We start from the raw sequence: 24,875 nt of genomic DNA on the forward strand, positions 1-24,875 counted from the left end.
CGCACCGGAACCGATGTGCAGCATCCCCCTGGGCCTGCCGAGTGGAGTACACGATGAGCGGATCCGAAGAACTCGCCCCGGCCGGCGCCACCGCGACCGGGGGCGCGCCCGGCGGCCCCTCTCTGGCGCGGCGGCTCTCCGGCCTGCCTCCCCACGAGCAGGAACGGGTGCTGGTGGACCTGGTGTGCGCGCAGGCCGCCGCGGTGCTGCGCGCGGTGGTGCCGGAGCGGGCGGGCGAGGTCCCCCCGGAGCTGCCCTTCAAGGAGGTGGGCTTCGACTCCCTGGCCGCCGTCCAGCTGCACGCCCGGCTGGTGGCGGAGACCGGCCTGCCGCTGCCGGTGACGATCGCCTTCGACCACCCCACCCCGCTCCAGATCGCCCGGCACCTGCGCGCCGAGGCGCTGGGCCTCTCCCCGCAGGCGCCGGCCGCCCCGGCCCCCGCCGCCCCGGCCGCCGCGGACGCCGACCCGGTCGCCATCGTCGGCATGGCCTGCCGCTACCCCGGCGGGGTGGCCTCGGCCGAGGACCTGTGGCGGCTGGTCATGGACGAGCGCGAGGTGCTGTCCGGCTTCCCCGAGGACCGCGGCTGGGACCTGGACGGGCTCTTCGACGCCGACCCCGACGCCCCGGGCAAGAGCTACGTGCGCCAGGGCGGCTTCCTGGACACCGCCACCCTCTTCGACGCCGACCTCTTCGGGATCAACCCCCGCGAGGCGCTGGCCATGGACCCCCAGCAGCGCCTGATGCTGGAGACCTGCTGGGAGGCGCTGGAGCGCACGGGCGTCGACCCGAACTCGCTGCGGGCCAGCCGCACCGGCGTCTTCGTCGGCGCCGAGGTGCACGAGTACGGCGTGCGCGTGCACGAGGCGCCGGACGGCCTCGACGGCTACCTGATGACCGGCAACGCGCCCAGCGTCGTCTCCGGCCGGGTCGCCTACCTGCTCGGCCTGGAGGGCCCGGCGGTCACCGTCGACACCGCCTGCTCCGGCTCCGTCGTCTCCCTGCACCTGGCCGCCCAGTCGCTGCGCCGCGGCGAGTGCTCGCTGGCGCTGGCGGGCGGCGTGGCCGTGATGGGCAGCCCCGGCATGTTCACCGCCTTCAGCCGGCAGCGGGGCCTGGCCCCCGACGGCCGGTGCAAGGCCTTCGCCGCGGCGGCCGACGGCACCGGCTTCTCCGAGGGCATCGGCGTGCTCGTGCTGGAACGGCTCTCCGACGCCCGCCGCAACGGCCACGAGGTGCTGGCGCTGGTGCGCGGCACCTCCGTCAACCAGGACGGCGCCAGCAACGGCCTGACCGCCCCCAACGGACTGGCGCAGCAGCGGCTGATCCAGCAGGCGCTGGCCGACGCCGGGCTGCGTGCCGCCGACGTCGACGCCGTCGACGCCCACGGCACCGGCACCCGCCTGGGCGACCCCATCGAGGCGCAGGCGCTCATCGCCACCTACGGGCAGGGGCGCGAGGAGGGGCGGCCGCTCCACCTGGGCTCGGTCAAGTCCAACCTCGGCCACACCCAGGCGGCCGGCGGGGTGGCCAGCCTGATCAAGATGGTGCTCGCGATGCGGCACGGCGTGCTGCCGCGCACCCTGCACGTCGACGCGCCCACCCCGCACGTGGACTGGTCGGCCGGCGGCGTCGAGCTGCTGACCGAGACCGTCCCGTGGCCCGACACCGGGCGCCCCCGCCGGGCGGGGGTGTCGGCCTTCGGCATCAGCGGCACCAACGCGCACGCCATCCTCGAACAGGCGCCCGCGGCCGAGGACACCGCCGAACCGGAGGAGCCGGGGGAGACGGAGCCCCGCGCGGCCGCCCCCGTGCCGCTGGTGCTGTCCGCCCGCGGCGGCGCGGCACTGCGCGAGCAGGCCCGGCGGCTGCGCGCCTTCGCCGCGGACCGGCCCGGCCTGGCCCTCGCCGACCTCGGCTACTCGCTGGCGGCCACCCGCGCCTCGCTCGACCACCGCGCGGTCGTCCTGGCCGGCGACCGCGCCGAACTGCTGCGCGGCCTGGACGCCGTCGCCGAGCCCGACACCGCGCCCGCCGGAGCGCGGGTGGTGCGGGGCACCGCCGGCGGCGGCAGGCTCGCCTTCCTGTTCACCGGGCAGGGCAGCCAGCGGCTCGCCATGGGCCGCGAGCTGTACGACGCCTACCCCGCCTTCGCCGACGCGCTTGAAGACGTGTGCGGCCATCTCGACCTCCAGCTGGAGACGCCGCTGCTCGACCTGCTGTTCGGCGAGCCCGGCTCCGAGGCGGCGGCGCTGCTGGACCGGACCGGCTACGCCCAGCCCGCCCTGTTCGCCGTCGAGGTCGCCCTGTACCGGCTGGTGGAGTCCTTCGGGCTGCGGCCCGACTTCCTGGCCGGGCACTCGATCGGCGAGCTGGCCGCCGCGCACGCGGCCGGCGTCTTCCCGCTGGAGGACGCCGCCATGCTGGTGGCCGCCCGCGGCCGCCTCATGCAGGAACTGCCCGCGGGCGGGGCGATGGCGGCGGTCCAGGCCGACCCGGCCGAGGTGGCGCCGCTGCTGGCGGGACGCGAGGACGAGGTCGGCATCGCCGCGTTCAACGGGCCCGAGGCGGTGGTGGTCTCCGGCGCCGAGCACGCGGTGCTCGACGTCGTCGGCCGGCTGTCGGCCGCCGGCCACCGCACCCGGCGGCTGCGCGTCAGCCACGCCTTCCACTCCCCGCTGATGGAGCCGATGCTCGCGGACTTCCACCGGGTGGCGCGCGAGGTGGCCTACGCGCCGCCGCGCGTCCCGGTGGTGTCCAACGCGACCGGCCGCCCCGCCCCGGCCGAGGAGCTGTGCTCGCCGGAGTACTGGGTGCGGCACGTGCGCGGCTCCGTGCGCTTCCACGACGCGATCCGCTACCTGGAGGGCGAGGGCGTCACCACCTACCTGGAGCTGGGCCCCGACGGCGTGCTCTCCGGGATGGGCGCCGAGTGCGTCGCGCCCGGCGGCGGCGCGGTGCTCGTCCCGGCGCTGCGCCGCGACCGCGGCGAGGCCGAGCAGCTGCTGACCGCCCTCGCGACGGCGCACGTGCGCGGCGCGCGCACCGACTGGGCGGCGCCGCTCGCCCGGGTCGGCGCCCGGCGCACCGAGCTGCCGACCTACCCCTTCCAGCGCCGCCGCTTCTGGCTCAGCCCCGAGCCGGCGTCGGGCGACGCCCGCGGCCTCGGCCAGCGGCCGACCGGCCACCCGCTGGTGCGCGCCGCCGTGGGCCTGCCCGGCGACGGGCGCACGGTGCTGACCGGGCGGCTCGCGCTGCGCACCCACCCCTGGCTGGCCGAGCACGCCATCGCGGGCACCGTGCTGCTGCCCGGCACCGCCTTCGTGGAACTGGCGCTGCGCGCCGGGGAGGAGTGCGGCCACCCGCGGCTGGCCGAGCTGACCCTGGAGGCGCCGCTGGTCCTGCCGCCGCAGGGCGGTGTGGCGCTGCGGGTCACCGCGGGCGCCCCCGACGCCTCCGGGCTCCGCTCCGTCGAGGTGCACGCGCGGCCCGAGGACGCGGCGGACGAGGAGTGGACCCGGCACGCCTCGGGGAGCCTGGCCGCCGCAGCCCCGGCCGAGGACACCGCCGACCTGAGCGTCTGGCCGCCCGAGGGCGCGAGCCCGCTCGCGGTCGACGGGGTCTACGCGGAGCTGCGGGAGCGGCACTACGAGTACGGCCCGCTGTTCCGCGGGCTGCGCGCCGCCTGGCGCCGCGGGGACGAGATCTTCGCCGAAGTGGCCCTGCCCGGGGAGGCGGCCGACCAGGCCGCCCGCTTCGGGCTGCACCCCGCGCTGCTGGACGCCGCCCTGCACGCCACCGACCTGGGCGGCGCGGAGCGGACCGACACCGTGCTGCCCTTCGCCTGGTCCGGCGTCACCCTGCACGCCGCCGGCGCCACCGCGCTGCGGGTGCGCATCGCACCGGCCGGGCCCGACACCGTCACGCTGGCGGCGGCCGACGCCACCGGCGCCCCCGTCGCCTCCGTGGCGGCGCTGGCGATGCGGCCGGTCGCGGTCGACGGGCTCGCCGCCGGCGGCGCGGCCCGCGAGGCGCTGTTCCGGCTGGACTGGGTGCCCGCCCCGCAAGGCGCCGGCCCCGCCGCCGGGCCCGTCGGGCTGCTCGGCGAGGACCCCTTCGGCCTGGCGTCGGTGCTGCCCGGCGTCCCCGCCTACCGCGACGGCGCGGAGCTGCTCGCCGCCCTCTCCGGCCCGGCCCCCGCCGTCGCGCTGCTGTCCTGCCGGGGCGCCGGCGGCGGCCTGCCGGCCGCGCTGCACGCGGCCGCGAACGGGACCCTGGCGCGGCTGCGCGAGTGGCTGGCCGACGAGCGCTCGGCCGGTGCCCGGCTGGCCGTGGTGACGCGCGGCGCGGTCGAGGCCGTCCCCGGCGAGGGCGTGTCCGACCCGGCCGCCGCCGCCGTGTGGGGCCTGGTGCGGACCGCGCAGGCCGAGCACCCCGACCGGCTGGTCCTGGTCGACCTGGACGGAGCGCCGGAGTCCGCGCGGGCGCTCGCCGACGCGCTGCGCACCGGCGAGCCGCAGCTGGCCGTGCGCGCGGGCGCCCCCCTCGTCCCGAGGCTGGCCAGAGCCGCCCGGCCCGGGGGCGAGCCGCCCGCGGCGGGGCGGCCGGCGGGCCTGGCCGAGGGCACGGTGCTGGTCACCGGCGGCACCGGCGGGCTGGGCGGCCTGGTCGCCCGCCACCTGGCCGCCGAGCACGGCGTCCGCCGGCTGCTGCTGGCCGGCCGGCGCGGCCCGGACGCGCCCGGCGCGGCCGGACTCGTCGCGGAGCTGGCCGAGCTCGGCGCGGCGGCCGAGGTGGCGGCCTGCGACGTGGCGGACCGCGACGCCCTCGCCGCGCTCATCGCGGCCGTCCCGGCCGAGGCGCCGCTGACCGGGGTGGTGCACCTCGCGGGCGTGCTGGACGACGGCGTCGTTACGGCGCTGACGGCCGAGCGGATGGACGGCGTCCTCGCGGCGAAGGCGGACGCGGCCTGGCACCTGCACGAGCTGACCGCGGACCTGGACCTGCGCCTGTTCGCGCTGTTCTCGTCGGTGTCGGGCGTGCTCGGCGGCGCGGGCCAGGGCAACTACGCCGCCGCCAACGCCTTCCTGGACGGCCTCGCCCTGCACCGCCGCGCCGCCGGGCTGCCCGCCGTCTCGCTGGCCTGGGGGCCCTGGGAGCGGGCCGGGGGCATGGCGGCCCGGCTGGGCGCGACCGACCTGGCGCGGATGGCCCGCGAGGGCGCCCGCGCGCTGACCGACGCCGACGGGCTCGCCCTGCTCGACGCCGCCCTCGATCTCGGCGAGCCGCTGCTGGTCCCGGCCCGGTGGGACCGCTCCGCGCTGCGGCGCGCCGCGGCGGGCGAGCTGCCCGCCGTGCTGCGCGGCCTGGCCGGGCCGGCGCCGCGCCGTGTCGCCAGGGAGGCCGGCGGCGCGCCGGCCGAGACGCCGCTGGCGCACCGGCTGGCCGGGATGGCCGAGGCCGAGCGCGCCCGCCACCTGCTCGACCTGGTCCGCTCGCACGCGGCCGCCGTCCTCGGCCACGACGGCGCCTGGGCGGTGGAGTCCGACCGCGCCTTCACCGAGCTCGGCTTCGACTCGCTCACCGCGGTGGAGCTGCGCAACCGGCTCACCGGCGCCACCGGCGTCCGGCTCGCGGCCACCCTCGTCTTCGACTACCCCAACCCCGTCGCCCTCGCCGGGCACATCGCCGAGAAGCTGCTCGGGACGGCCGTCCGCGCGGACGAACCCGCCCCGGCGGCCGCCGCCGGCGGCGACGAGCCGATCGCGATCATCGCGATGAGCTGCCGCTACCCGGGCGGGGTGGCGAGCCCCGAGGACCTGTGGCGGCTGGTGGCCGACGGCCGGGACGGCGTGGCGCCCTTCCCGACCGACCGCGGCTGGAACCTGGCCGGCATCTACGACCCCGAGCCCGGCCTGCCGGGCCGCACCTACGTGCGCGAGGGCGGCTTCCTCTACGACGCCGCCGAGTTCGACGCCGAGCTCTTCGGGATCAGCCCGCGCGAGGCGCTGGCGATGGACCCGCAGCAGCGCCTGCTGCTGGAAGCCTCCTGGGAGGCCTTCGAGCGGGCCGGCATCCCCGCCGACAGCCTGCGCGGCAGCAGGACCGGCGTGTTCGCCGGGGTGATGTACCACGACTGGGGGACCCGCCTGGCGCACGTCCCCGACGACCTGGCCGGCTACCTGGGCAACGGCAGCCTGGCCAGCGTCGTGTCCGGCCGGGTGTCCTACGTCTTCGGCCTCGAAGGGCCCGCGGTGACGGTCGACACGGCCTGCTCGTCCTCGCTGGTCGCCCTGCACCTGGCCGTCCAGGCGCTCCGCAACGGCGAGTGCGCGCTCGCGCTGGCCGGTGGCGTCACGGTGATGGCCACCCCGGACACCTTCGTCGACTTCGGCCGGCAGCGCGGGCTCTCCTCGGACGGCCGGTGCCGCTCCTTCGCCGACGCCGCCGACGGGGTCGGCTGGTCGGAGGGCGTCGGCCTCCTGGTGCTGGAGCGGCTTTCGGACGCGCGCCGCAACGGGCACCAGGTGCTCGCCGTCGTACGGGGTTCGGCGGTCAACCAGGACGGGGCGTCCAACGGGCTGACCGCGCCGAACGGCCCCTCGCAGCAGCGGGTGATCCGGCAGGCGCTCGCGGCGGCGGGGGTACCAGCGGCCGAGGTGGACGTGGTGGAGGCGCACGGCACCGGCACCACGCTCGGCGACCCGATCGAGGCGCAGGCGCTGCTGGACACCTACGGCCAGGACCGGCCCGAGGGGCGGCCGCTGTACCTGGGCTCGATCAAGTCCAACCTCGGGCACACCCAGGCCGCCGCCGGCGTCGCGGGGGTGATCAAGGCCGTGCAGGCGATGCGGCACGGGGTGATGCCGAAGACCCTGCACGTGGACGCCCCGTCCTCGCAGGTGGACTGGTCGGCCGGGGCCGTGGAGCTGCTGACCGAGCCGCGCCCCTGGGAGGCCGACGGGCGTCCGCGCCGGGCCGGGGTGTCGTCCTTCGGGATCAGCGGCACCAACGCGCACGTCATCATCGAGCAGCCGCCGGCCGAGGAACCGGCCGGTGCCGCGGCCGAGCCCGCCGCCGATGCTCCGGCCGCGCCGGTGGTGCCGGTCGTGGTCTCGGGCCGGGGCGAGCGCGGGCTGGCCGGTCAGGCCGGGCGGCTGGCCGCCTTCCTGGCCGGGGACGAGGCGAGCGGCCTGCCCGAGGTCGCGGCGGCGCTGGTCGGCACGCGTTCGGCGCTGGACCACCGGGGCGTGGTGCTCGCGGCCGACCGCGCCGAGGCCCTGGCCGGGCTGCGCGCCCTGGCGGCGGGCGAGCCGCACCCGGGCCTGGTGCGGGGGGTCGCCCGCGAGGGCGGCCTGGCGGTGCTCTTCTCCGGGCAAGGCTCCCAGCGGCTCGGCATGGGCCGCGAACTGCACGGCGCCTTCCCGGTGTTCGCCGCGAACTTCGACGCCATCTGCGCCGAGTTCGACGCGCTGCTCCCCGAGCCGCTGCGCGAGGTGCTGTGGGCCGAACCGGAATCGGAGCGCGCGGGCCTGGTCGACCAGACGCTCTTCACCCAGGCGGGGCTGTTCGCCTTCGAGGTGGCGCTGTTCCGGCTGGTGGAGTCGTGGGGGGTGCGCCCGGACTTCCTGGCGGGCCACTCGATCGGCGAGATCAGCGCGGCGCACGTCGCGGGCGTACTCACCCTGGCCGACGCGTGCGCCCTGGTGGCGGCACGGGGCCGGCTGATGCAGGCGCTCCCGGACGGCGGCGTGATGCTCGCGGTGCAGGCCGCCGAGGACGAGGTGCTGCCGTACCTGGCCGGTGTCGAGGACCGGGTGGGGATCGCGGCCGTCAACGGCCCCGCCGCCGTCGTCGTCTCCGGCGCCCGCGAGGCCGTGGCCGGGATCGCCGCCCGGCTGGCCGAGGCGGGGCACAAGACCCGCGAGCTGCGGGTCTCGCACGCCTTCCACTCGCCGCTGATGGACCCGATGCTCGCGGAGTTCGAGGCCGCGATCGCGGATCTGCGCTTCCAGGCGCCGACCGTCCCCGTGGTGTCCAACGTGACCGGCGGCCTCGCGGGAGACGAGATCGCCACCCCCGGTTACTGGGTCCGGCACGTGCGCGCCGCGGTGCGCTTCGGCGACGGCGTCCGGACCCTGCACGGCCAGGGCGTGCGTGCCTTCCTGGAGATCGGCCCCGACAGCGTGCTGACGGCCATGGGCCAGGGCGCCGCGCCCGAGGAGGCCAACGCGGTCTTCGTCCCCGCCGCCCGCCGCGACCGCGACGAGCCGCGCCAGGCCGTCACCGCGCTGGCCGAGCTGCACGCCCACGGCGTCCGCGTCGACTGGACCCCGCTGCTCCCCGGGCGGGCGGTGGCCGGCGCCCTGCAGGCGCGGCCGGAGCTGCCCACCTACGCCTTCCAGCGGCAGCGCTACTGGCTGAACGCGTCCGGAACGGCGGCCCAGGGCGGCGACGCCGCCGGCTTCGGCCAGGCCGCCGCCGGGCACCCGCTGCTGGGCGCCGTGGTCGCCGACCCCGACGGCGACGCGGTCACCCTGACCGGCCGCCTCTCGCTGGACACCCACCCCTGGCTGGCCGACCACCAGGTGCACGGCACCGTGCTGGTGCCCGGCACCGCGCTGGTGGAGCTGGCGGTCCGGGCCGGCGACGAGGTCGGCCGCCCGGTACTGGACGAGCTGACCCTGGAAGCGCCGCTGCCGGTGCCCGAGGACACCGGCGTCGCGGTGCAGGTCCGCGTCGACCCCGCCGAGGAGTCCGGGGACCGGCGGCTCCGCGTCTACGCCCGCCCGGACGGTGCCGGCGCGGACGGCGAGTGGACCCGCCACGCCACCGGGCTGCTGCGGGCCGCCGCCGACGCGCCCGCGGAGCCGGCCGAGCTGTCGGTCTGGCCGCCGCTGGGCGCCGAACCGCTGGACATCGGCGGCCGCTACGGCGAACTGGCCCGCGAGGGCCTGGAGTACGGGCCCGCCTTCCAGGGGCTGCGGGCCGCCTGGCGGCGCGGCGCGGAGGTCTACGCCGAGGTCGCGCTGCGCGATGAGGAGCGGGTCGACGCCGAGCGCTACCGGCTGCACCCCGCGCTCTTCGACGCCGCCCTGCACATCGCCGGCCTCACCGGGGCGGCCGAGGCGTCGGCGCTGCCCTTCAGCTGGACCGGCGTCGGCGTCTCCACGGGCGGTGCCGCCTCGCTGCGGGTGCGCGTGTCGGGCACTGCGTCCGGCGCCTTCTCCCTCGCGCTGGCGGACGCCTCGGGAGCCCCCGTCGCCTCGGTGGCGGCGCTGGCGACGCGGCCCGTCGCCCCCGAGCAGCTCCGCGCCCCGGGCGGGCGCGACTCCCTGTACGCGCTGCGGTGGGTCCCGGTACCGGCCGGGGAGGCGCTGCCGGTGCGCGGGATCGCGCTGCTCGACGACGGAGGCTCCGGCCTCGGCCCGGTCCCCGGCGGCACGGTCGCCGTCCACCGGGACGCCGCCGCGCTGGCCGCCGAGGCCGCGGCCGGCGGCCCGGCGCCGGAGACGGCGCTGCTGTGGTGCCCGCCCCCCGAGTCGGCGGCCGACCGGCCCGCGGCCCTGCGCGCCGCGGCCGCCCGCGTCCTCGCCGCCGTCCAGGCGGTCCTGGCCGAGGAGCGGCTGGCGCGGACCCGGCTGGCGGTGGTCACCCGGGGCGCGGTGGAGGCGGTGCCGGGCGAGGGGGTCGCGGACGTGGTGGCGGCGGCGGTGTGGGGCCTGGTGCGGGCCGCGCAGGCCGAGCACCCGGACCGCTTCGCCCTGGTGGACCTGGACGCGGACCCCGTCCGCTCCGCCGGGATGCTGATGGCCGCGCTCGCCTCGGCGGAGCCGCAGACCGCCGTGCGGGGCGGCACGGTGCTGGCCGCGCGGGCCGCCCGCGCGGAGGCGGGCGGCCCGCGGGCACCGCGGCCCGCGGCCCACCCGGCCGGGACGGTGCTGGTCACCGGCGGTACCGGCGGGCTGGGCGCCCTGGTCGCTCGGCACCTCGTGGTCGGGCACGAGGTGCCGAGCCTGCTGCTGGTGAGCCGGCGCGGCCCGGATGCGCCGGGCGCGGCCGAACTGGTCGCGGAGCTGGAGGGTCTGGGCGCGTCGGTGCGGGTGGCGGCCTGCGACGTGTCCGACCGGGAGGCGCTGCGCGCCCTGCTGGACTCCGTCCCCACCGAGGCGCCGCTGACCGGGGTGGTGCACACCGCAGGCGTGCTCGACGACGGCGTGGTCACCGCGCTGACGCCCGAGCGGCTGCACACGGCGCTGGCGCCCAAGGCCGAGGCCGCCTGGCACCTGCACGAGCTGACCCGCGAGCTCGACCTGGACATGTTCGTGCTCTTCTCCTCGCTGGCCGGCTGGGTGGACGGCGCCGGGCAGGCGGGCTACGCGGCGGCCAACGCCTTCCTGGACGGCCTGGCGCTGCACCGGCGGGCGGCCGGGCTGCCCGCGGTCTCGCTGGCCTGGGGTCTGTGGGAGCAGGCCGGCGGGATGGGCGGCGGGCTGTCGCGGCGCGACGCCGAGCGGGTCGCCCGCGACGGGATCGCGCCGATCCCCGACCGGCAGGGGCTGGCGCTGCTCGACGCGGCGCTCCGCTACGACCGCGCGCTGCTGGCACCGGTGAACTTCGACGCCGCGGCGCTGCGCGAGCGCGGCGCCGCCCTGCCGCCGCTGCTGCGCGAGCTGGCCGCCCGGCCGGTCCGCCCGGCGGCCGGCGCGGCGGCGGCCGACCGGACCGACGACCCCCTGGCGGAGCGCCTGGCCGCGATGCCGGCGGAGGAGCGCGGCCGCCACCTGCTCGACCTGGTGCGGACGCACGCCGCGGCGGTGCTCGGGCACAGCGGCCCGCAGGCCGTGGACGCCGAGCGCGCCTTCACCGAGGTCGGCTTCGACTCACTCAGCGCGGTGGAGTTCCGCAACCGCCTGGGCGGGGTGACCGGCGTCCGCCTGTCCGCCACCCTGATCTTCGACCACCCCACCCCCGCCGCCGTCGCCGAGCACCTCCAGGCGGAGCTGGTCGGCGAGGCGGCGCCGGAGGGGCCGTCGGTGGACGAGGAGCTGGCGCGGCTGGAGTCCGCATTGGACGGGGCGCGCCCCGACGACGCCGAGCACGCCCGGATCGCCGCCCGCCTGCACGCGCTCACCGCCCGCTGGGCCGAACTGCGCGCCGCCGGCGAGGCGGCGGCCGACCAGGAGCTGCACGCGGCCACCGCCGACGAGCTGTTCGACATCCTGGACAACGAGCTGCGGACCTAGGCCGCCGGCCCGGGCCGGGCGGGGGCGGCTCGGCCCGGGCGGGCGGAGGGGGCCGCCGGCGCGAGCCGGCGGCCCCGCCTCACTCCGCGGAGACCTTCTGGTTCTGGTGGAACAGGACCGGCAGGTTGCTGCGGCCGTTCACCGCCAGCTTCCGGTAGATGCGGGTCAGGTGCTGCTCGACGGTGCTCACGGTGATGTAGAGCTTCCCGGCGATCTCCCGGTTGGTGTAGCCCGAGGCGGCCAGCGAGGCGACGCGCTGCTCGGCGTCGCTGAGCGCGCCGATGCCCTCCGCCGCCCCGGACGATTCCCCCGAGCCGCCCGAGTCGCCCCCGCCGCTGTAGGACAGCGCGCGGCGCAGCGGCTCCGCGCCGCAGTCGGTGATGACCGTCTCGGCGCGGTGGCCGATCATGCGCGCCTTGTTGGAATCGCCGAGCGCGTCGAGCGCGCGGGTCAGGGCGACCAGGGAATAGGCCAGCTCCAGGCCGTCGCCCGACTCCTGCAGCACGTCGACGGCCTGCCTCAGCAGGGCGGGGCGCTGCCGGGGCTCACCGGCCGCGGCCTGGACCCGCAGCAGGTTGCCGCGGACACGGGCGGGCTGGCGGTACTGGAGCGCCTGCTGCTCGTTGAGGAGCTTCCTGGCCGGCTCGGACTCGCCCAGGCCGAGGTACGCCTCCGCCGCCCCGGTCCGCCACGGGGCCAGTGCCGGTGAGTCCAGGTCCAGCTCGCGCATGAGCCGGCCGCAGGCGAGGAAGTCGCTCAGCGCGGCACGGAAATTGTGGATGCGCAGATAGTACTGGGCACGTGAATAGAGATAGGGAAAGCCCCAGCGGGTCTTCACATGCGATTCGGGAATCGGGTGGCGCACGCTCGCCAGCGCGGACTCGTAATCGCCCGTCTCCGTGTGCGCGCGAATCAGCACGGCGAGCGGAAGGCAGACGGCCGTGCCCCAGTTCCGCAGCGGCATTATCCGCAGCGCGGCCGTGATGTGCTCCAAGGCCGCCGACAGCCGGCCCTGGCGCAATTCGATATAGGCGCGGACCGAGGAGAAGTACGCCTGCCATGTGGGTGAGCCGCGGTTCGACAGCTCATCGTGCAGCGACGAGCAGTAGTGGCGCGCCTTGTCCAGCTGGTCGGCGTGGATGAGCGCGGACAGCGCGCTGTCCATGGCCTCGACGAAGGGCTCGTCCACCGCGGAGTGCCGCAGCACCTGGTCGGCCGTCCTGGCGGCCTCGATGTCGGGTCCGCGGCGCAGCACCGTGTCGAGCGCCCGCACCGCCTGGAGGTAGACGCTGAAGGACGAGGGGACCACGCCGGTCTGGTCGAAGGGGGGGAGGTCCCTGCTGACCTCCTGGAAGACGCCGGGGAAGGTCAGGGAGAGCCACCGGCCGGTGATCTCCAGCGAGGCGGCGTCCTCCAGGTCCAGTTCGTCGGCGCTGGACCCGAGCTTGCGCAGCAGGTCCGTCGCCTCGTCGAGGTAGCCGTACCAGAGCAGGAAGCGGATGCTGCTGAAGGTGTCGGAGCGGCCCAGCACCCCGTTGCCGGCGGCCGCGTGCAGCGGGGCGGCGTGCCGTTCGGCGATGGCGGGGTTGAGCAGCCACTCGGCCCGGGCCAGCAGGCTGGTGACCAGCGCGCGCTCGCCCTCGTCCGTGGTGGCCCTGGACGCCAGCCGCAGGTAGCGGATGGCCGCGTCGTGCCGGCCGGCGGCGACCGCCTGGGTGGCGGCGTCGCGGAGCAGTTCGAGCGCCCAGGGCGGTTCGTGGTGCGCGGCGCGGACGAGGTGGTCGGCGATGGTCGTGGCGGCCGCCCCTTCGGCGTGCACCAGGTGGGCGGCGCGCCGGTGCGCCTCGACGCGGTCGTGCGGGTCGATGTCGTTCAGCACCGCCGAGCGGGCGCTGGGGTGGCGGTAGTCCGACACCCCGAACAGGCCGATGGCGCGCAGCGAGCGCAGCGCCTGCCCGACCGTGTCGGCGGTCCGGTCGACCAGGTCGGCCACCAGCCTGGGGGAGCCGTGCTCGCCGAGCACGGCGAGGGCGCGGGCGACCAGCAGCGTGTCGGGGTCGCCGCGGTGCAGCAGTGTCAGCACCGAGCGGGCGTAGGTCTCGCCGACCGGTATCCCGGCGGGCTCCGCTCCGTTCGCCGCCTTGACCGCGTTGCGGTAGTCCTCGGTGATCGCGGTGACCAGGAGCGGATTGCCGCCGCTGATCCGGTACACCGCCGCGGCCGTCGCCTCGTCGGCGGCGCCGGCCAGCTCGTGCGTGACCACGTCGGCGACGCCCTTGATCGACAGGGGGTTCAGCCGGATCCGCTCGCAGGCGGGATGGTGCAGCAGGTCGACGTCGAGTATGGGGCAGACGCGCTGCGGGCGGTCGGCCGCGGCGAGCAGCACGAAGATCCGGGCGCTGGTGATCCGGCGCACCAGGTACAGCAGCAGGTGCAGCGAGGGGAGGTCGGCGTACTCGACGTCGTCGACCGTGATGAGCAGCGGCCTGCTCTCCGACAGCTCCAGCAGAACGGTCCACAGCCGCGGCGCGAGGCTCAGCCAGTCGCCGGCGTCCTCCGTCCCGGTGGGGTGGTGGACGGCCTCCCGGAGCGTCTGCGCGGCCCGCGCCCGGTGGTCGGCCGGCAGCGCGGCGGTGTGGAAGAGCTGGTTCATGACACCGAGGGGCAGGTCGCGCTCCAGGGGCGAGCACGAACTGCTCAACCATGTCACGCCCGATTCCGCGGCCTGCTCGCCGAATACACGAAGCAGTTCCGTTTTCCCGTAGGAAATCGGTCCCATGATGACCGCAAGGCGTCCTTTACCACTCACGCTATCCGCAAGTAGATCGGCCAAGTGAGAGAGTTCATCGCTTCGCTCGACCAAAGGCATGAGACTAGGGGTACCTCTCGTTTCGGAGGGCGGGTCCGGGAGAAGCGTGAGTTCCCGTAGTAGATCCGTAGATCATTGTGTCGATCTGGGCGGAACATAACTGACCACACAAGATGATCACAAGCTGCTCAGAGTGACTATCGGCTGCTCAGAGTGATATTGCGATCAAGGTGTCCGACTCCGGTCAGGCGCCTTGCCTGCTTTATTGCGGTAGGTGCCTTGATGTACCTGTTTGGGGGGTTTCGTCCCTGGTGTCGCGTTACGGGGTCGCTAATGGGGTCGCGGCGGCCGCGGGTGCGCTGTGCGCACCAAATGCCCGCACTTCTGTGGTCGGCATCACGTTTGAATGGCTGCTGTTCCGGCATGGCAACGGAGCCGGCGTGGAGGTCGGCGGCATCCGCTATTCAGGCATTTAGCCTGGAGTAGGGGCCCCATATTTTCATGGTCGCGCCCCTAGGGGGCGACCGTTCGGTGCAAGGGGGGTTTCACTTGGGATGCGATTCGTTAACGGTGAATGTCGGCAGGATTTCATTTCAGTAATAGCTGATAAAGTCATCTAGTGGAGGTTGTATTCGAATCCGTCGCCCGGCTCGGCCGTGCGGACCGGCGTCCCGGTGACCGGTACGGCCGGCTCCTGTCCCGGCCCCCGGAGCGCGCCGCCGGCGCGGCCGCGGCGCGGGCCGGGGAAGGCCGGACCCCTAGCGGCGGCGCGGCCCGGGGTTAGGGGTAGGCGCCGACGCCGGCCGTCTGCTCGACTTGGCCGGTGGCGCCGGATAATGCGCCGTCCCCGTTCCGGAAGCGCACTTTCCGGCCTCTCGGCAGATGGCCGCGCCGCCCGCAGGACGCCCGGTCCGCACCGCCGTCCGGCGGCGCCGGACAGCGGCCGGAGAAATACGGGAGAATCCAGCGGGAAATCGGCCGGAACGGCCTGTGACGCCGGTCCGCCGACGCGTTCGACATCGAAGGGGCACGGAGTGGCAATGGCCGGTTCGAACGAAAGAGACACCTCCTGGATTCGCCGGTTCCACGCGTCGGAACAGGCGGCGGTCACGCTGCTGTGCTTCCCGTACGCAGGCGGATCGGCCAGCTTCTACTTCCCCGTCTCCCGCGCGCTGGCCCCGAGCGTCGAAGTGCTCGCCGTGCAGTACCCCGGGCGCCAGGACCGCCGCGCGGAGGCGCGCGTCGAGGACATCGGCGAGCTCGCCGACCGCACCGTGCGCGCGCTGGACGGTTGGATCACCCGCCCGGTGGCGCTCTTCGGCCACAGCCTGGGCGCCACCCTCGCCTACGAGGTCGCGCTCCGGCTCGGCCGGCGCGGCACCCCGCCGATCGCGCTCTTCGCCTCCGGGCGCCGGGCGCCGTCGCGCTACCGCGACGAGCGGCTGCACCAGCTGGACGACGCCGGCCTGCTCGCCGAGCTGCGCACCCTCAGCGGCACGACCAGCAGCCTGCTCGACGACGACGAGGTCATGCGCACGGTGCTGCCCGCGCTGCGCAGCGACTACAAGGCCATCGAGACCTACCGGCACCGGCCGGGCGAGACCCTGGCCTGCCCCCTCTCCGTCCTGATCGGCGACGACGATCCCAAGGTCGACCTGGCGGAGGCCGAGGCGTGGCGCGAGCACAGCTCCGGCCCCTTCGAGCTGCGCGTCCACCCCGGCGGGCACTTCTATCTGAACGAGCGCGCGGCCGAGGTGATCGGGTACCTGCGCGAGCGGCTGGCGGCACTGGCGGGCACCGCTCCCGCCCGGTGATCAGGGGCCGTTAAGGGGGACGCTAGGGGCTGATGGCTTCACCGGGACATGCCAGAGTGTCCATCGTCCGGCCATTTCGAGAATGGCGCGGACAAGCTCGGGTCGAATTCCGACATGTGCGGGCCCCTGGTGCGGGCATTTCTGTAGAGGTGTTTCCGGTGAGTATTCCCAACAATGCCTTTCACGGTGCCGTGCGCTGCGCCGGCGTTCACACGGCTGTCCGTTGATGAAAGGCATAATCCTGGCCGGCGGCAAGGGCACCCGGTTGTACCCGGTCACGCTGGCCGTCTCCAAGCAGTTGCTCCCGGTCAGCGACAAGCCGCTGATCTACTATCCGCTCTCGGCGCTCATGCTGGCGGGCATCAGGGAGATCCTGGTGATCTCCACCCCCTGGGACCTGCCGCAGATCCGGCGCCTGCTCCGCGACGGCTCGCACCTCGGGCTGCGGATCGACTACGCCGAGCAGCCCGAGCCCAACGGCCTCGCCGAAGCCTTCGTCATCGGGGCCGAGCACGTCGGCGACGACCCGGTCGCCCTCGTCCTGGGCGACAACATCTTCCACGGCTACGCCTTCCAGGAGATCCTGCAGCGCCACACCGAGGACATCGAGGGCTGCGTGCTGTTCGGCTACCCCGTCCGCGACCCCGAGCGCTACGGGATCGCGGAGATCGGCGCGGACGGCCGGCTGCTGTCCATCGAGGAGAAGCCGCGGACCCCGCGCTCCAACCGCGCCGTCGTCGGCATGTACCTCTACGACAACAGCGTGCTGGACATCGCCAAGAACCTGCGCCCCTCGGCCCGCGGCGAACTCGAGATCACCGACGTGAACCGGGTCTACCTCGAACGCGGCCAGGCGCGCGTCATCGACCTCGGCCGCGGCTTCGCCTGGCTCGACGCCGGCACCCCGGAGTCGCTGCTGGAGGCCGGCCAGTACGTGCAGACGCTGGAGCACCGCCAGTCCGTCCGCATCGCCTGCCTGGAGGAGATCGCCCTCCGGATGGGCTTCATCGACGCCGACAGCTGCGCGCGGCTCGGGCAGGAGCTCGCGGGCTCGGCGTACGGCCAGTACGTGCTCTCCATCGCCGAGCAGCTCCGCTGACGGCGGTCCCGCCCGCCGCCCCGGCGCGCCCCGCGGCGCGCGGAGGCGGCCGTCACGAGCAGTCGCACCATCCACCGGCCGCCCCGGCCCGGCAACCGGCCGCCACGGCGGCGCGACCAAAGGAACCACCATGCGCTTTCTGCGGGACTCCCCCGACCTCACGGTCGCGGTCATCGGCTTCGGCTACGTCGGCTCCTGCCTCGGCGTCACACTGGCCGAGCAGGGGATGACGGTGATCGGGATCGACAGCGACCGCGAGCTGATCGGCGAGCTGGAGCGCGGCCACTGCCGCACCGCCGAACCCGGGCTCGCCGAAGCGCTCACGGCCCTGCGCGACTCCCCGCGGCTGAGCTTCACCACCGACTACACCGGCGTCGACGCCGCCGACGTCGTCATCATCACCGTCGGCACGCCCGTGGACGCCGAGGGCGCGATGCGGACCGAGGCGCTGGAGAGCGTCTGCCGGCAGCTGGCGCCGCGGCTGCGCACCGGCCAGCTGGTCATCCTGAAGAGCACCGTCGCGCCGGGCCACACCCGCAAGGCCGTCCTCCCGCTGCTCGAGGCCGGCGGCGCGCGGCACGGTACCGACTTCGGGCTCGCCTTCTGCCCGGAGCGCCTCTCGGAGGGCGGGGCGCTCGCCCAGATCCGGAAGCTGCCGATCATCGTCGGCGGCTGCGACGAGGAGAGCACGAAGGCGTCGAGCGAGTTCTGGCACCGGGCGCTCGGCGTGCCCGTGCTGGAGTACGCGGCCGCCGAGGTGGCCGAGATCGTCAAACTGGCCGACAACTGGTGGATCGACCACAACATCGCGATGGCGAGCGACCTGGCCCGGATGTGCGACGCCTTCGGCGTCGACGTCCTGGATGTGATCGACGGGGCCAACTCGCTGGCCAAGGGCGACTCCTACGTCAACATCCTGCGGCCCAGCGTCGGCGTCGGCGGGTCCTGCCTGACCAAGGACCCCTGGATGGCCTGGCGGGCGGCGCGCGACCGCGGCGCGCGGCTGGAGACCATCGAGACGGCCCGCAAGGTCAACGAGTCCATGCCGGCCTACGCCTGCGAGATGATCGCCGACGGCCTGGCGAAGGCGGGCAAGAGCCTGGACGGCGCGGTCGTCTCCGTACTGGGAATCGCGTTCAAGAACAACACGGGGGACCTGCGCGCCACGCCGGTGCTGCCGGCCGTGGCGGCGCTGCGCGCCGCCGGCGCGAAGGTCACCCTCTTCGACCCGCTGGCCGATCCGGACGAGGCGGAGAAGATGTTCGGCCTGCGGCCGGTCCCCGTGCTGGAGGAGGCGGTCCGCGACGCCGACTGCCTCGCCGTCCTGGCCGGACACGACCCGTTCCAGCGGCTCGACTTCGCCGCCCTGGGCAAGCGGGTGTCCATGCCGTGCCTGGTCTTCGACGGTCGCGCGTACTACTCGCGGCAGACCATCGGCGAACTGTACGAAATCGGTTACACCTACCGCGGAATCGGACGGTGAGAACGTGTCCAAGGTCGTCGTCACGGGAGGCTGCGGCTTCATCGGCAGCCACCTCGTCGAGCGTCTCAGCCGCACCGGCCACGAGGTGGTCGTCTACGACCTGGGGTCCCCGCCCCCGGACTTCGACCAGGCCGCGCACCGGGCCGTCGACTTCGTCAAGGGCGACATCACCGACGAGGCGGCGCTGGCGGCCGTGATCACCCCGGACGTGGACGTGGTCTTCCACCTCTCCGCGGTGGTCGGCGTCGACCGCTACCTCAGCCGCCCGCTCGACGTCATCGACATCAACGTCCTGGGCACCCGCAACGTGCTGCGGCTGGCGCTGGCCGCCGGCGTCCGCGTGGTCGTGGCCAGCACCAGCGAGGTCTACGGCAAGAACCCGACCGTCCCGTGGCGCGAGGACGACGACCGGGTGCTCGGCAGCACCGCCACCGAGCGCTGGACCTACTCCTCCAGCAAGGCCCTCGCCGAGCACCTGGCCTTCGCCATGGTCCGCGGGCAGGGACTCAAGGCGTCGGTGGTCCGCTACTTCAACGTCTACGGCCCGCGCCAGCGGCCCGCCTACGTCGTCAGCAGGAGCATCCACCGGGCCCTGCACGGCCGGGCCCCCGAGGTCTACGACAGCGGCACGCAGACCCGGTGCTTCACCTACATCGACGACGCGATCGACGGCACGCTGCTGGCCGCCACCCACCCCGCCGCCCAGGGCCACTGCTTCAACATCGGCTCCTCGCGGGAGTCCACGGTCGGGGAGGTCGTCCGGCTGATCGGCGAGCTGTCCGGCTCCGGGGAGGCGCCCACCACGCTGGAGACGGGCACCGCCATGGGCGACACCTACCAGGACATCGACCGGCGCGTCCCCGACACCGCCAAGGCCCGCGAGCTCCTGGGCTGGAGCTGCGCGGTCCCGCTGGAGGAGGGCCTGGCCCGCACCCTGGAGTGGGCGCGGGCCAACCCGTGGTGGCTGGAGCAGGCGCCCTCGCCCGCCTGAGGCGCGGGCCTTCAGGCAGCGACGACGGCCCCGGCCCCGTGCGACGGGGCCGGGGCCGTCCGGCGCGGCGGCGGTCCGGGACTCCGGTGCGCCCGGACCGCCACCGACTCAGCCGGAGAGTTCGGCGTTCTCGCTGGGCGTGCGCACCTTGCGCAGCAGCGTCGACACGACGACGGCGCCGGTCAGCATGATCACCACCCCGACGACCGCCAGGACGTTGATCCCGTTGGTGAACGCCAGGTGCGCCGCGTCGAGCAGCTGCCCGCCGAGCTCGCCGGGCAGCTCCGCGGCGACCGCCGCCGCGCCGCCCAGGGTGCCGCTGGCCGCCTCCGCCGCCTCGGGCGACAGCCCGTCGGGGAGGCTCTGCACCATCGTGCCGTGGTACACGCCCACCGCGATACTGCCCATGATCGCGATGCCCAGCGCCCCGCCGAACTCGCCGCCGGTCTCCGACAGGGCCGCCGCGGCGCCGGCCCGCTCGGGCGGCGCGGTGGTGATGACCATGTTGTTGGCCAGGGTCGCGACCATGCCGGTGCCGAGGGTGACCGCGATGTAGCCGCCGATGATGGTCATCAGCGTGGACTCGACCGTGATCTGCGTCAGCACGGCGAAGCCGACCGCGATGATGCCCAGCCCGGCGCCGACGATGAAACCGGGGCGGAAGCGCTTCACCAGCTGGGTGCCCAGCGCGACGCCGATCACCGTGCCGAACAGGGTCGGGATCATCCACAGCGCGGCCTCGAAGGGCCCGAGGCCGAGGATGAGCTGCATGTACTGCGTGACCTGCATGCCCACCCCCGCGCTGGCGAAGGCGAGCATGGTCAGCGCGCCGATCGAGGCGCTGAACTCGCTCCGCCGGAACAGGCTGGTGTCGATCAGCGGGTCGGGCAGCGCGTTCTGCCGCCGCACGAAGGCGTAGCCGACGAAGAGGCCGACCACGATGAAGGCGAGCGGCGCCCACTCCAGGCCGTTGGCCGCCACCTCCTTGATGCCGTAGATGATCGGCAGCACGGCCGCGATGGACAGGACCGCGCTGACCAGGTCGAAGCGGCCGGGGTTGGGGTCCTTGAACTCCGGCAGCAGCAGCGGGCCCGCGATCAGCAGCAGCACCATCACCGGCACGTTCACCAGGAAGACGGAGCCCCACCAGAAGTACTCCAGCAGCAGGCCGCCGAAGAGCGGGCCCAGGGCGATGCCGCCGGAGAAGGCGCCGGTCCACACGCCGACCGCCACATTGCGCTGGTTCTCGTCGTGGAACATGTTGCGGATCAGCGAGAGCGTGGACGGCGCCAGGATCGCGCCGCCGATGCCCAGCAGGGCTCGCGCGGCGATCAGCATCTCCGGGGAGGAGGAGTAGGCGGCCAGGACCGACGCGGCGCCGAAGGCCACGCCGCCGATCAGCAGCAGGCGGCGGCGGCCGATCCGGTCGCCCAGTGTGCCCATGGTGACCAGCAGGCCGGCGAGCAGGAAGCCGTAGATGTCCATGATCCACAGCTGCTGCGGGCCGGTCGGCTCCAGGCTGGCGCTGAGCCAGGGCAGCGCCATGAAGAGTACGGACAGGTCCATCGAGGCCAGCAGGGCGGGCAGGACGAGGACGGCCAGCCCGATCCACTCCCGCCGCCCCGCCTTGGGCGTGAGCTCAGTCATGCGGCCACTATACATGCGTCTTATACGTGCGTATAGGTCATACGTCTGTTCAGTTCATACGTATGTATGGCTCACTTGGTACAGTCGTCACGTGGGACATCGCGAAGACCTACTCGCCGCGGCCAAGAAGTGCCTGCACGAGCTCGGCTACGCGCGCATCACGGCGCGCGACCTCGTGGCCGCCTCGGGCACCAACCTGGCCTCCATCGGCTATCACTTCGGTTCCAAGGAGGCGCTGCTGAACGTGGCCCTCATCGAGACGGTCAAGGACTGGGCCGACGACCTGGAACGCTCGCTGAGCAGCGAGATCGACCTCAGCGACGCGAACGACCCCTACCAGCGCTTCGAGCGCTCCTGGGAACGGGTGCTGGAGTCCATGGCGGGCTTCGACGACTCATGGGCCGGCACCTTCGAGGTGCTGTCTCAGGCGCGGCACTCGCCGGAGCTGCTCGACCACGTCGCCGACGGCTACGAGGAGGGGCGGCAGGGGATCGCCGCCTGGTTCCAGAGCGGGATGAAGGCGGCGGACGAGGGGGCGGACCGGGCCCTCGGCGGCTTCTACCTAGCCCTGCTGATCGGGGTGATGCTGCAGCGGGGCATCGACCCGGAGCGGGCCCCCACCGCGCACGACCTCGCCGAGGCGCTGCGCATCCTGACCCGCGAGTTCCACGAGTCCGGCCCGGCCGGCGGCGCCGAGCCCGCGGACGGCTGAGCCGGGGCCCGGAGCGGAGGGGACGAGCGCGGTGCGGACGCGGGCGGCCGGGCGGTCCGCAGCGGACCGAGCCGCCGGCGCGGCGGCGGCCGGACGCGCCCCCCGGGGGCGCCTCCGGCCGCCGGAGACGGAGCGCCGCGCCTACGCGGCGTCCTGCCAGAGCCCGATCACGTTGCCCTCGCTGTCGGCGCAGGTGGCGCTGAAGCCCATGTTGCCCACGGCCTTGGCGGGATTGATCGCCTTGCCGCCCAGCCGCTCCACCTTCTCCAGCGCCGCCGCGATGTCGCCGACCCGGATCACGATCATCGGGACGTCGCTGGCGGACTCCCGCTTCACCATGCCGCCATTGATCGCACCCGGCTGGGTCGGCGCCCCGTTCTCGTCCACCGGCGAGGTGCCGAGCATCGTGTAGTCCATCTCCGGAAAGGCAGTGATCTCCCACCCGAACGCCTCGCGATAAAACCCGCGCGCCCGCTCGACGTCGTCCGCCGGCAGTTCGAAATTAACAACAGGATCGCTCATAAGCCCGACCAACCTCCACGAACAACTCAACCGTTCCAACCTGCGGTAGCCAGCCTAATCCACCCCGTAACCCCCACTCCAGCCCCTACCGCAAAAACCCCGGGAACCCCCTCCGAATTCAGGTGCACCCCTATATCCCCACCTGAATTAACCCACTCATGCCCACCCCCAAATAACCTCCCAAACCCGACAAATCCAAAGCCCGAGAATCCACCCGAGAACCGAACAACAACGGCACGACCCGAACACGCCCGAGGAAGGACCAACTGCGGCCCCGGACCGAAGCCCGGACCCGGAGAGCGGAGAACAGCGAAGAACGGGGACCGCCCCGAAGCACGGCCCCAGAGAAGGATCAACAACGCCGAACACCGAAGTACGGCCCCGAAAGCGAAGAACCACGGCCCAGACCGAAGCCCGGACCCGAGGAGCGAAGAACCACGGCCTAGACGAAGCCCGGACCTGAGGAGCGAAGAACAGGGACCGCCCGAAGCCCGGACCTGAGGAACTGGAAAAACGGCGAGCCCCGAAGCCCGGACCTGGGGTAACCGCCGGAACTGGGACCGGAACGGAGGCAACCCAGTGGGGGGTTCCGGGGGGTCTCCCCCCGGGCCAACACCAACGCGACACAACAGCGAAGCCGCCCCAAAGGGGCGGCGAGTATGACAAGCCCAAGTCGCGTGCCCCCCGCAGGATTCGAACCTGCGCACACGGCTCCGGAGGCCGTTGCTCTATCCCCTGAGCTAGGGGGGCGTGCCGTGTTCTACCGGCGGGACAAGAGTAGCAGCTTCGGCCGGTCGGCCCGTCCTTTAACGGATACGGGAGCGCGATCCGGGCGGAGGCGCTAGCCTCGCGGCCGTGGGAGAGGCGCTGGGACGTGTACTGGTCGTGGACGACGATGAGGTCATTCGGCAGCTCATCGCCGTGAACCTGCAACTAGAGGGCTTCGACGTGCACACCGCGGTCGACGGCCAGGACTGCCTGGACCGGGTCGGCGAGGTGGCTCCCGACGTGATCACCCTGGATGTGATGATGCCGCGGCTGGACGGCTGGGTGACGGCCTCGCGGCTGCGCCATGACGCCCGTACCCGGGGGATCAGGGTGGTGCTGATCACGGCGCGGGCGCAGGACGACGATCTGCGCCGGGGTGAGGACATCGGGGTGGACGCCTATCTCACCAAGCCCTTCGATCCTTCGGAGTTGATCCGGGTGGTGCGGTCGCTGGCGGCGGAGCGGGTCCGTGAGCGCGGTGCGGGCGGGCAGGCGGGCTAGCCCGGGCGGGGGTTCCGCCGCCCGAGGGGGCGGCGGGGCGGTCGGTAGGCTCGTGGGGTGACCCCTGACGCCGTGAACGCCGCTCTGTCCGGCGCGGTGTCAGCGCTGGTCGGTGCGGGTGTGCTGAGTGGCGCGGCCCGGATGGTCCCGGTGCCGCTGTGGACGGTGGGCAGCCGCGCGTCCGTGTCGGGCCGGCTGGATCCGCCGGGGCCGGCGGATTCCTTCGATTTCGCGACTCCCTTCCCGATCCGTTTGCGGGGGGCGTCGGCGGGCCGGCCGCCGGGGGAGGTGGCGGCGGCGCTGGCGGAGCGGCTGGCGGCGGCGCCGGGTTTCGCGGCGGCGCGGGGCCATCCGCGCGGGATGCTGCTGCTGCGGCTGGCCGACGGGGCACTGTCGGAGTTGGCGGACGAGATCCTGGCGGCGGGGGAGCGGTACGGCTCGGGCCGGACGCAGCGCCCGACGGTGATCGAGGCGGTGCCGGCGGGGGAGTTGGCGGCGGCGGGTTCGCTGGCGCAGGCGCGGGGGCGGGTGCGGGCGGAGGTCATCGCGCGGCTGCTGGCGGCGTCGGGTGCGCGGGTGTCGTGGCAGGCTCCGCCGCCGCCCGCGGGCTGCGGGCCCGATCTGGCGGGGCCGCTGGCGGCGCTGGGCGCGGATGCGCTGCGCTTCGCGTTCTGCCATGGCGCCGCGGTGCCGGCGGGCGGGGCTCCGGCAGCGCCGGACCTGGTGCTGTGGTCGGCCCAGCGGCGCGGCAATCCGGTCTTCGACGTCCGCTACGCCCACGCGCACGCGGCGAGTGCCCTGCGTCACGCCGCGGACCTGCGCCTGACCTGGGGCCCGCACAGCGCCGGCGACGCACTAGGCTGGCAGGTGGAGGAGGGCCGGGAACGGCCCGACGGCGTCTCCGCGGCGTCCGCCCACCCGCTCGGCCATCCGTGCGAGCGCGCGCTGCTGCGGATGCTGTTCGCGTTCCCGGGCGAGGTGGCGCTGGCCGCCCGCGGCGCGAAACCGCAGGCGCTGGTCCGCTATCTCGAAGAACTCGCCGACATCTACCACGACTTCCACGAGACCTGCCGGGTGCTGCCGCGCGGCGACGACGCCGCCGACGGCACTGTGCGCGCCCGTCTGCGGCTGACCGCCGCGACCCGCACGGTGCTGGGCACGGGCCTGCGCCTGATCGGCGTGAGCGCCCCCGAGCGGATGTGACCCCGCCTCCGCACCGCACCGCCGCGGACCGGGGCTCCGCCGCGCCTCCCGGGGCGCCCCGCCGCACTCCTGCCACGACC

At 74.7% G+C, this 24,875-nt stretch carries 11 protein-coding genes and 1 tRNA gene; 8 read left to right on the forward strand and 4 right to left on the reverse strand.

Going from position 1 to position 24,875, the window contains the following annotated elements:
- The first annotated feature begins 53 nt into the window (after positions 1–53).
- Positions 54–11,246 (forward strand): type I polyketide synthase, encoded by an 11,193-nt coding sequence (locus CLV72_RS01730; RefSeq protein ID WP_106238018.1) that lies wholly within the window; start codon positions 54–56, stop codon positions 11,244–11,246.
- Positions 11,247–11,325: 79 nt separating this feature from the next.
- Here CLV72_RS01730 and CLV72_RS01735 read toward each other — a convergent pair whose 3' ends face one another.
- Positions 11,326–14,115 (reverse strand): helix-turn-helix transcriptional regulator, encoded by a 2,790-nt coding sequence (locus CLV72_RS01735; protein WP_106238021.1) that lies wholly within the window; start codon positions 14,113–14,115, stop codon positions 11,326–11,328.
- A gap of 980 nt (positions 14,116–15,095) precedes the next feature.
- Here CLV72_RS01735 and CLV72_RS01740 point away from each other — a divergent pair.
- The 4 genes from CLV72_RS01740 to CLV72_RS01755 all read left to right on the forward strand — a co-directional run bounded on the left by CLV72_RS01740 (position 15,096) and on the right by CLV72_RS01755 (position 19,442).
- Complete coding sequence (locus CLV72_RS01740) at positions 15,096–15,869, forward strand: thioesterase II family protein (protein WP_106238024.1); 774 nt, start codon at positions 15,096–15,098, stop codon at positions 15,867–15,869.
- 226 nt (positions 15,870–16,095) lie between these two features.
- Positions 16,096–16,968 carry a glucose-1-phosphate thymidylyltransferase RfbA gene (gene rfbA / locus CLV72_RS01745; protein ID WP_106238026.1) on the forward strand — a complete coding sequence of 291 codons (873 nt, stop codon included), beginning with the start codon at positions 16,096–16,098 and terminating at the stop codon, positions 16,966–16,968.
- A 130-nt stretch (positions 16,969–17,098) separates the two neighbouring features.
- The gene (locus CLV72_RS01750) at positions 17,099–18,451 is read left to right on the forward strand and encodes a nucleotide sugar dehydrogenase (RefSeq protein ID WP_106238030.1); all 1,353 of its coding nucleotides are present in this window, start codon (positions 17,099–17,101) and stop codon (positions 18,449–18,451) included.
- A gap of 4 nt (positions 18,452–18,455) precedes the next feature.
- Positions 18,456–19,442 carry an NAD-dependent epimerase/dehydratase family protein gene (locus tag CLV72_RS01755; RefSeq protein WP_106238033.1) on the forward strand — a complete coding sequence of 329 codons (987 nt, stop codon included), beginning with the start codon at positions 18,456–18,458 and terminating at the stop codon, positions 19,440–19,442.
- A gap of 108 nt (positions 19,443–19,550) precedes the next feature.
- Here the strand turns inward: CLV72_RS01755 and CLV72_RS01760 are convergent, their stop codons facing one another.
- Positions 19,551–21,089 (reverse strand): MFS transporter, encoded by a 1,539-nt coding sequence (locus CLV72_RS01760; protein WP_106238037.1) that lies wholly within the window; start codon positions 21,087–21,089, stop codon positions 19,551–19,553.
- 91 nt (positions 21,090–21,180) lie between these two features.
- Between CLV72_RS01760 and CLV72_RS01765 the strand changes: the two genes are divergently transcribed.
- A complete protein-coding gene (locus tag CLV72_RS01765; RefSeq protein ID WP_106238039.1) occupies positions 21,181–21,801 on the forward strand; it encodes a TetR/AcrR family transcriptional regulator in 621 nt (206 codons plus the stop codon).
- Positions 21,802–21,942: 141 nt separating this feature from the next.
- Here the strand turns inward: CLV72_RS01765 and CLV72_RS01770 are convergent, their stop codons facing one another.
- Both CLV72_RS01770 and CLV72_RS01775 read right to left on the reverse strand, forming a co-directional pair.
- Positions 21,943–22,323 (reverse strand): VOC family protein, encoded by a 381-nt coding sequence (locus CLV72_RS01770; protein ID WP_106238043.1) that lies wholly within the window; start codon positions 22,321–22,323, stop codon positions 21,943–21,945.
- Positions 22,324–23,001: 678 nt separating this feature from the next.
- Positions 23,002–23,073, reverse strand: a tRNA-Arg gene (locus CLV72_RS01775).
- 105 nt (positions 23,074–23,178) lie between these two features.
- Here CLV72_RS01775 and CLV72_RS01780 point away from each other — a divergent pair.
- Together CLV72_RS01780 and CLV72_RS01785 are read left to right on the forward strand one after the other, a co-directional pair.
- Positions 23,179–23,592: a response regulator transcription factor gene (locus CLV72_RS01780; protein ID WP_245929811.1), complete on the forward strand. Its 414-nt coding sequence runs from the start codon at positions 23,179–23,181 to the stop codon at positions 23,590–23,592.
- A gap of 57 nt (positions 23,593–23,649) precedes the next feature.
- On the forward strand, positions 23,650–24,795 hold the full coding sequence (locus CLV72_RS01785; protein WP_146159314.1) for a DALR anticodon-binding domain-containing protein: 1,146 nt from the start codon (positions 23,650–23,652) through the stop codon (positions 24,793–24,795).
- Positions 24,796–24,875: the final 80 nt, after the last annotated feature.

The sequence above is a fragment of the Allonocardiopsis opalescens genome, from assembly GCF_003002095.1.
In the GTDB taxonomy this organism is placed as follows: Bacteria; Actinomycetota; Actinomycetes; order Streptosporangiales; family Streptosporangiaceae; genus Allonocardiopsis; species Allonocardiopsis opalescens.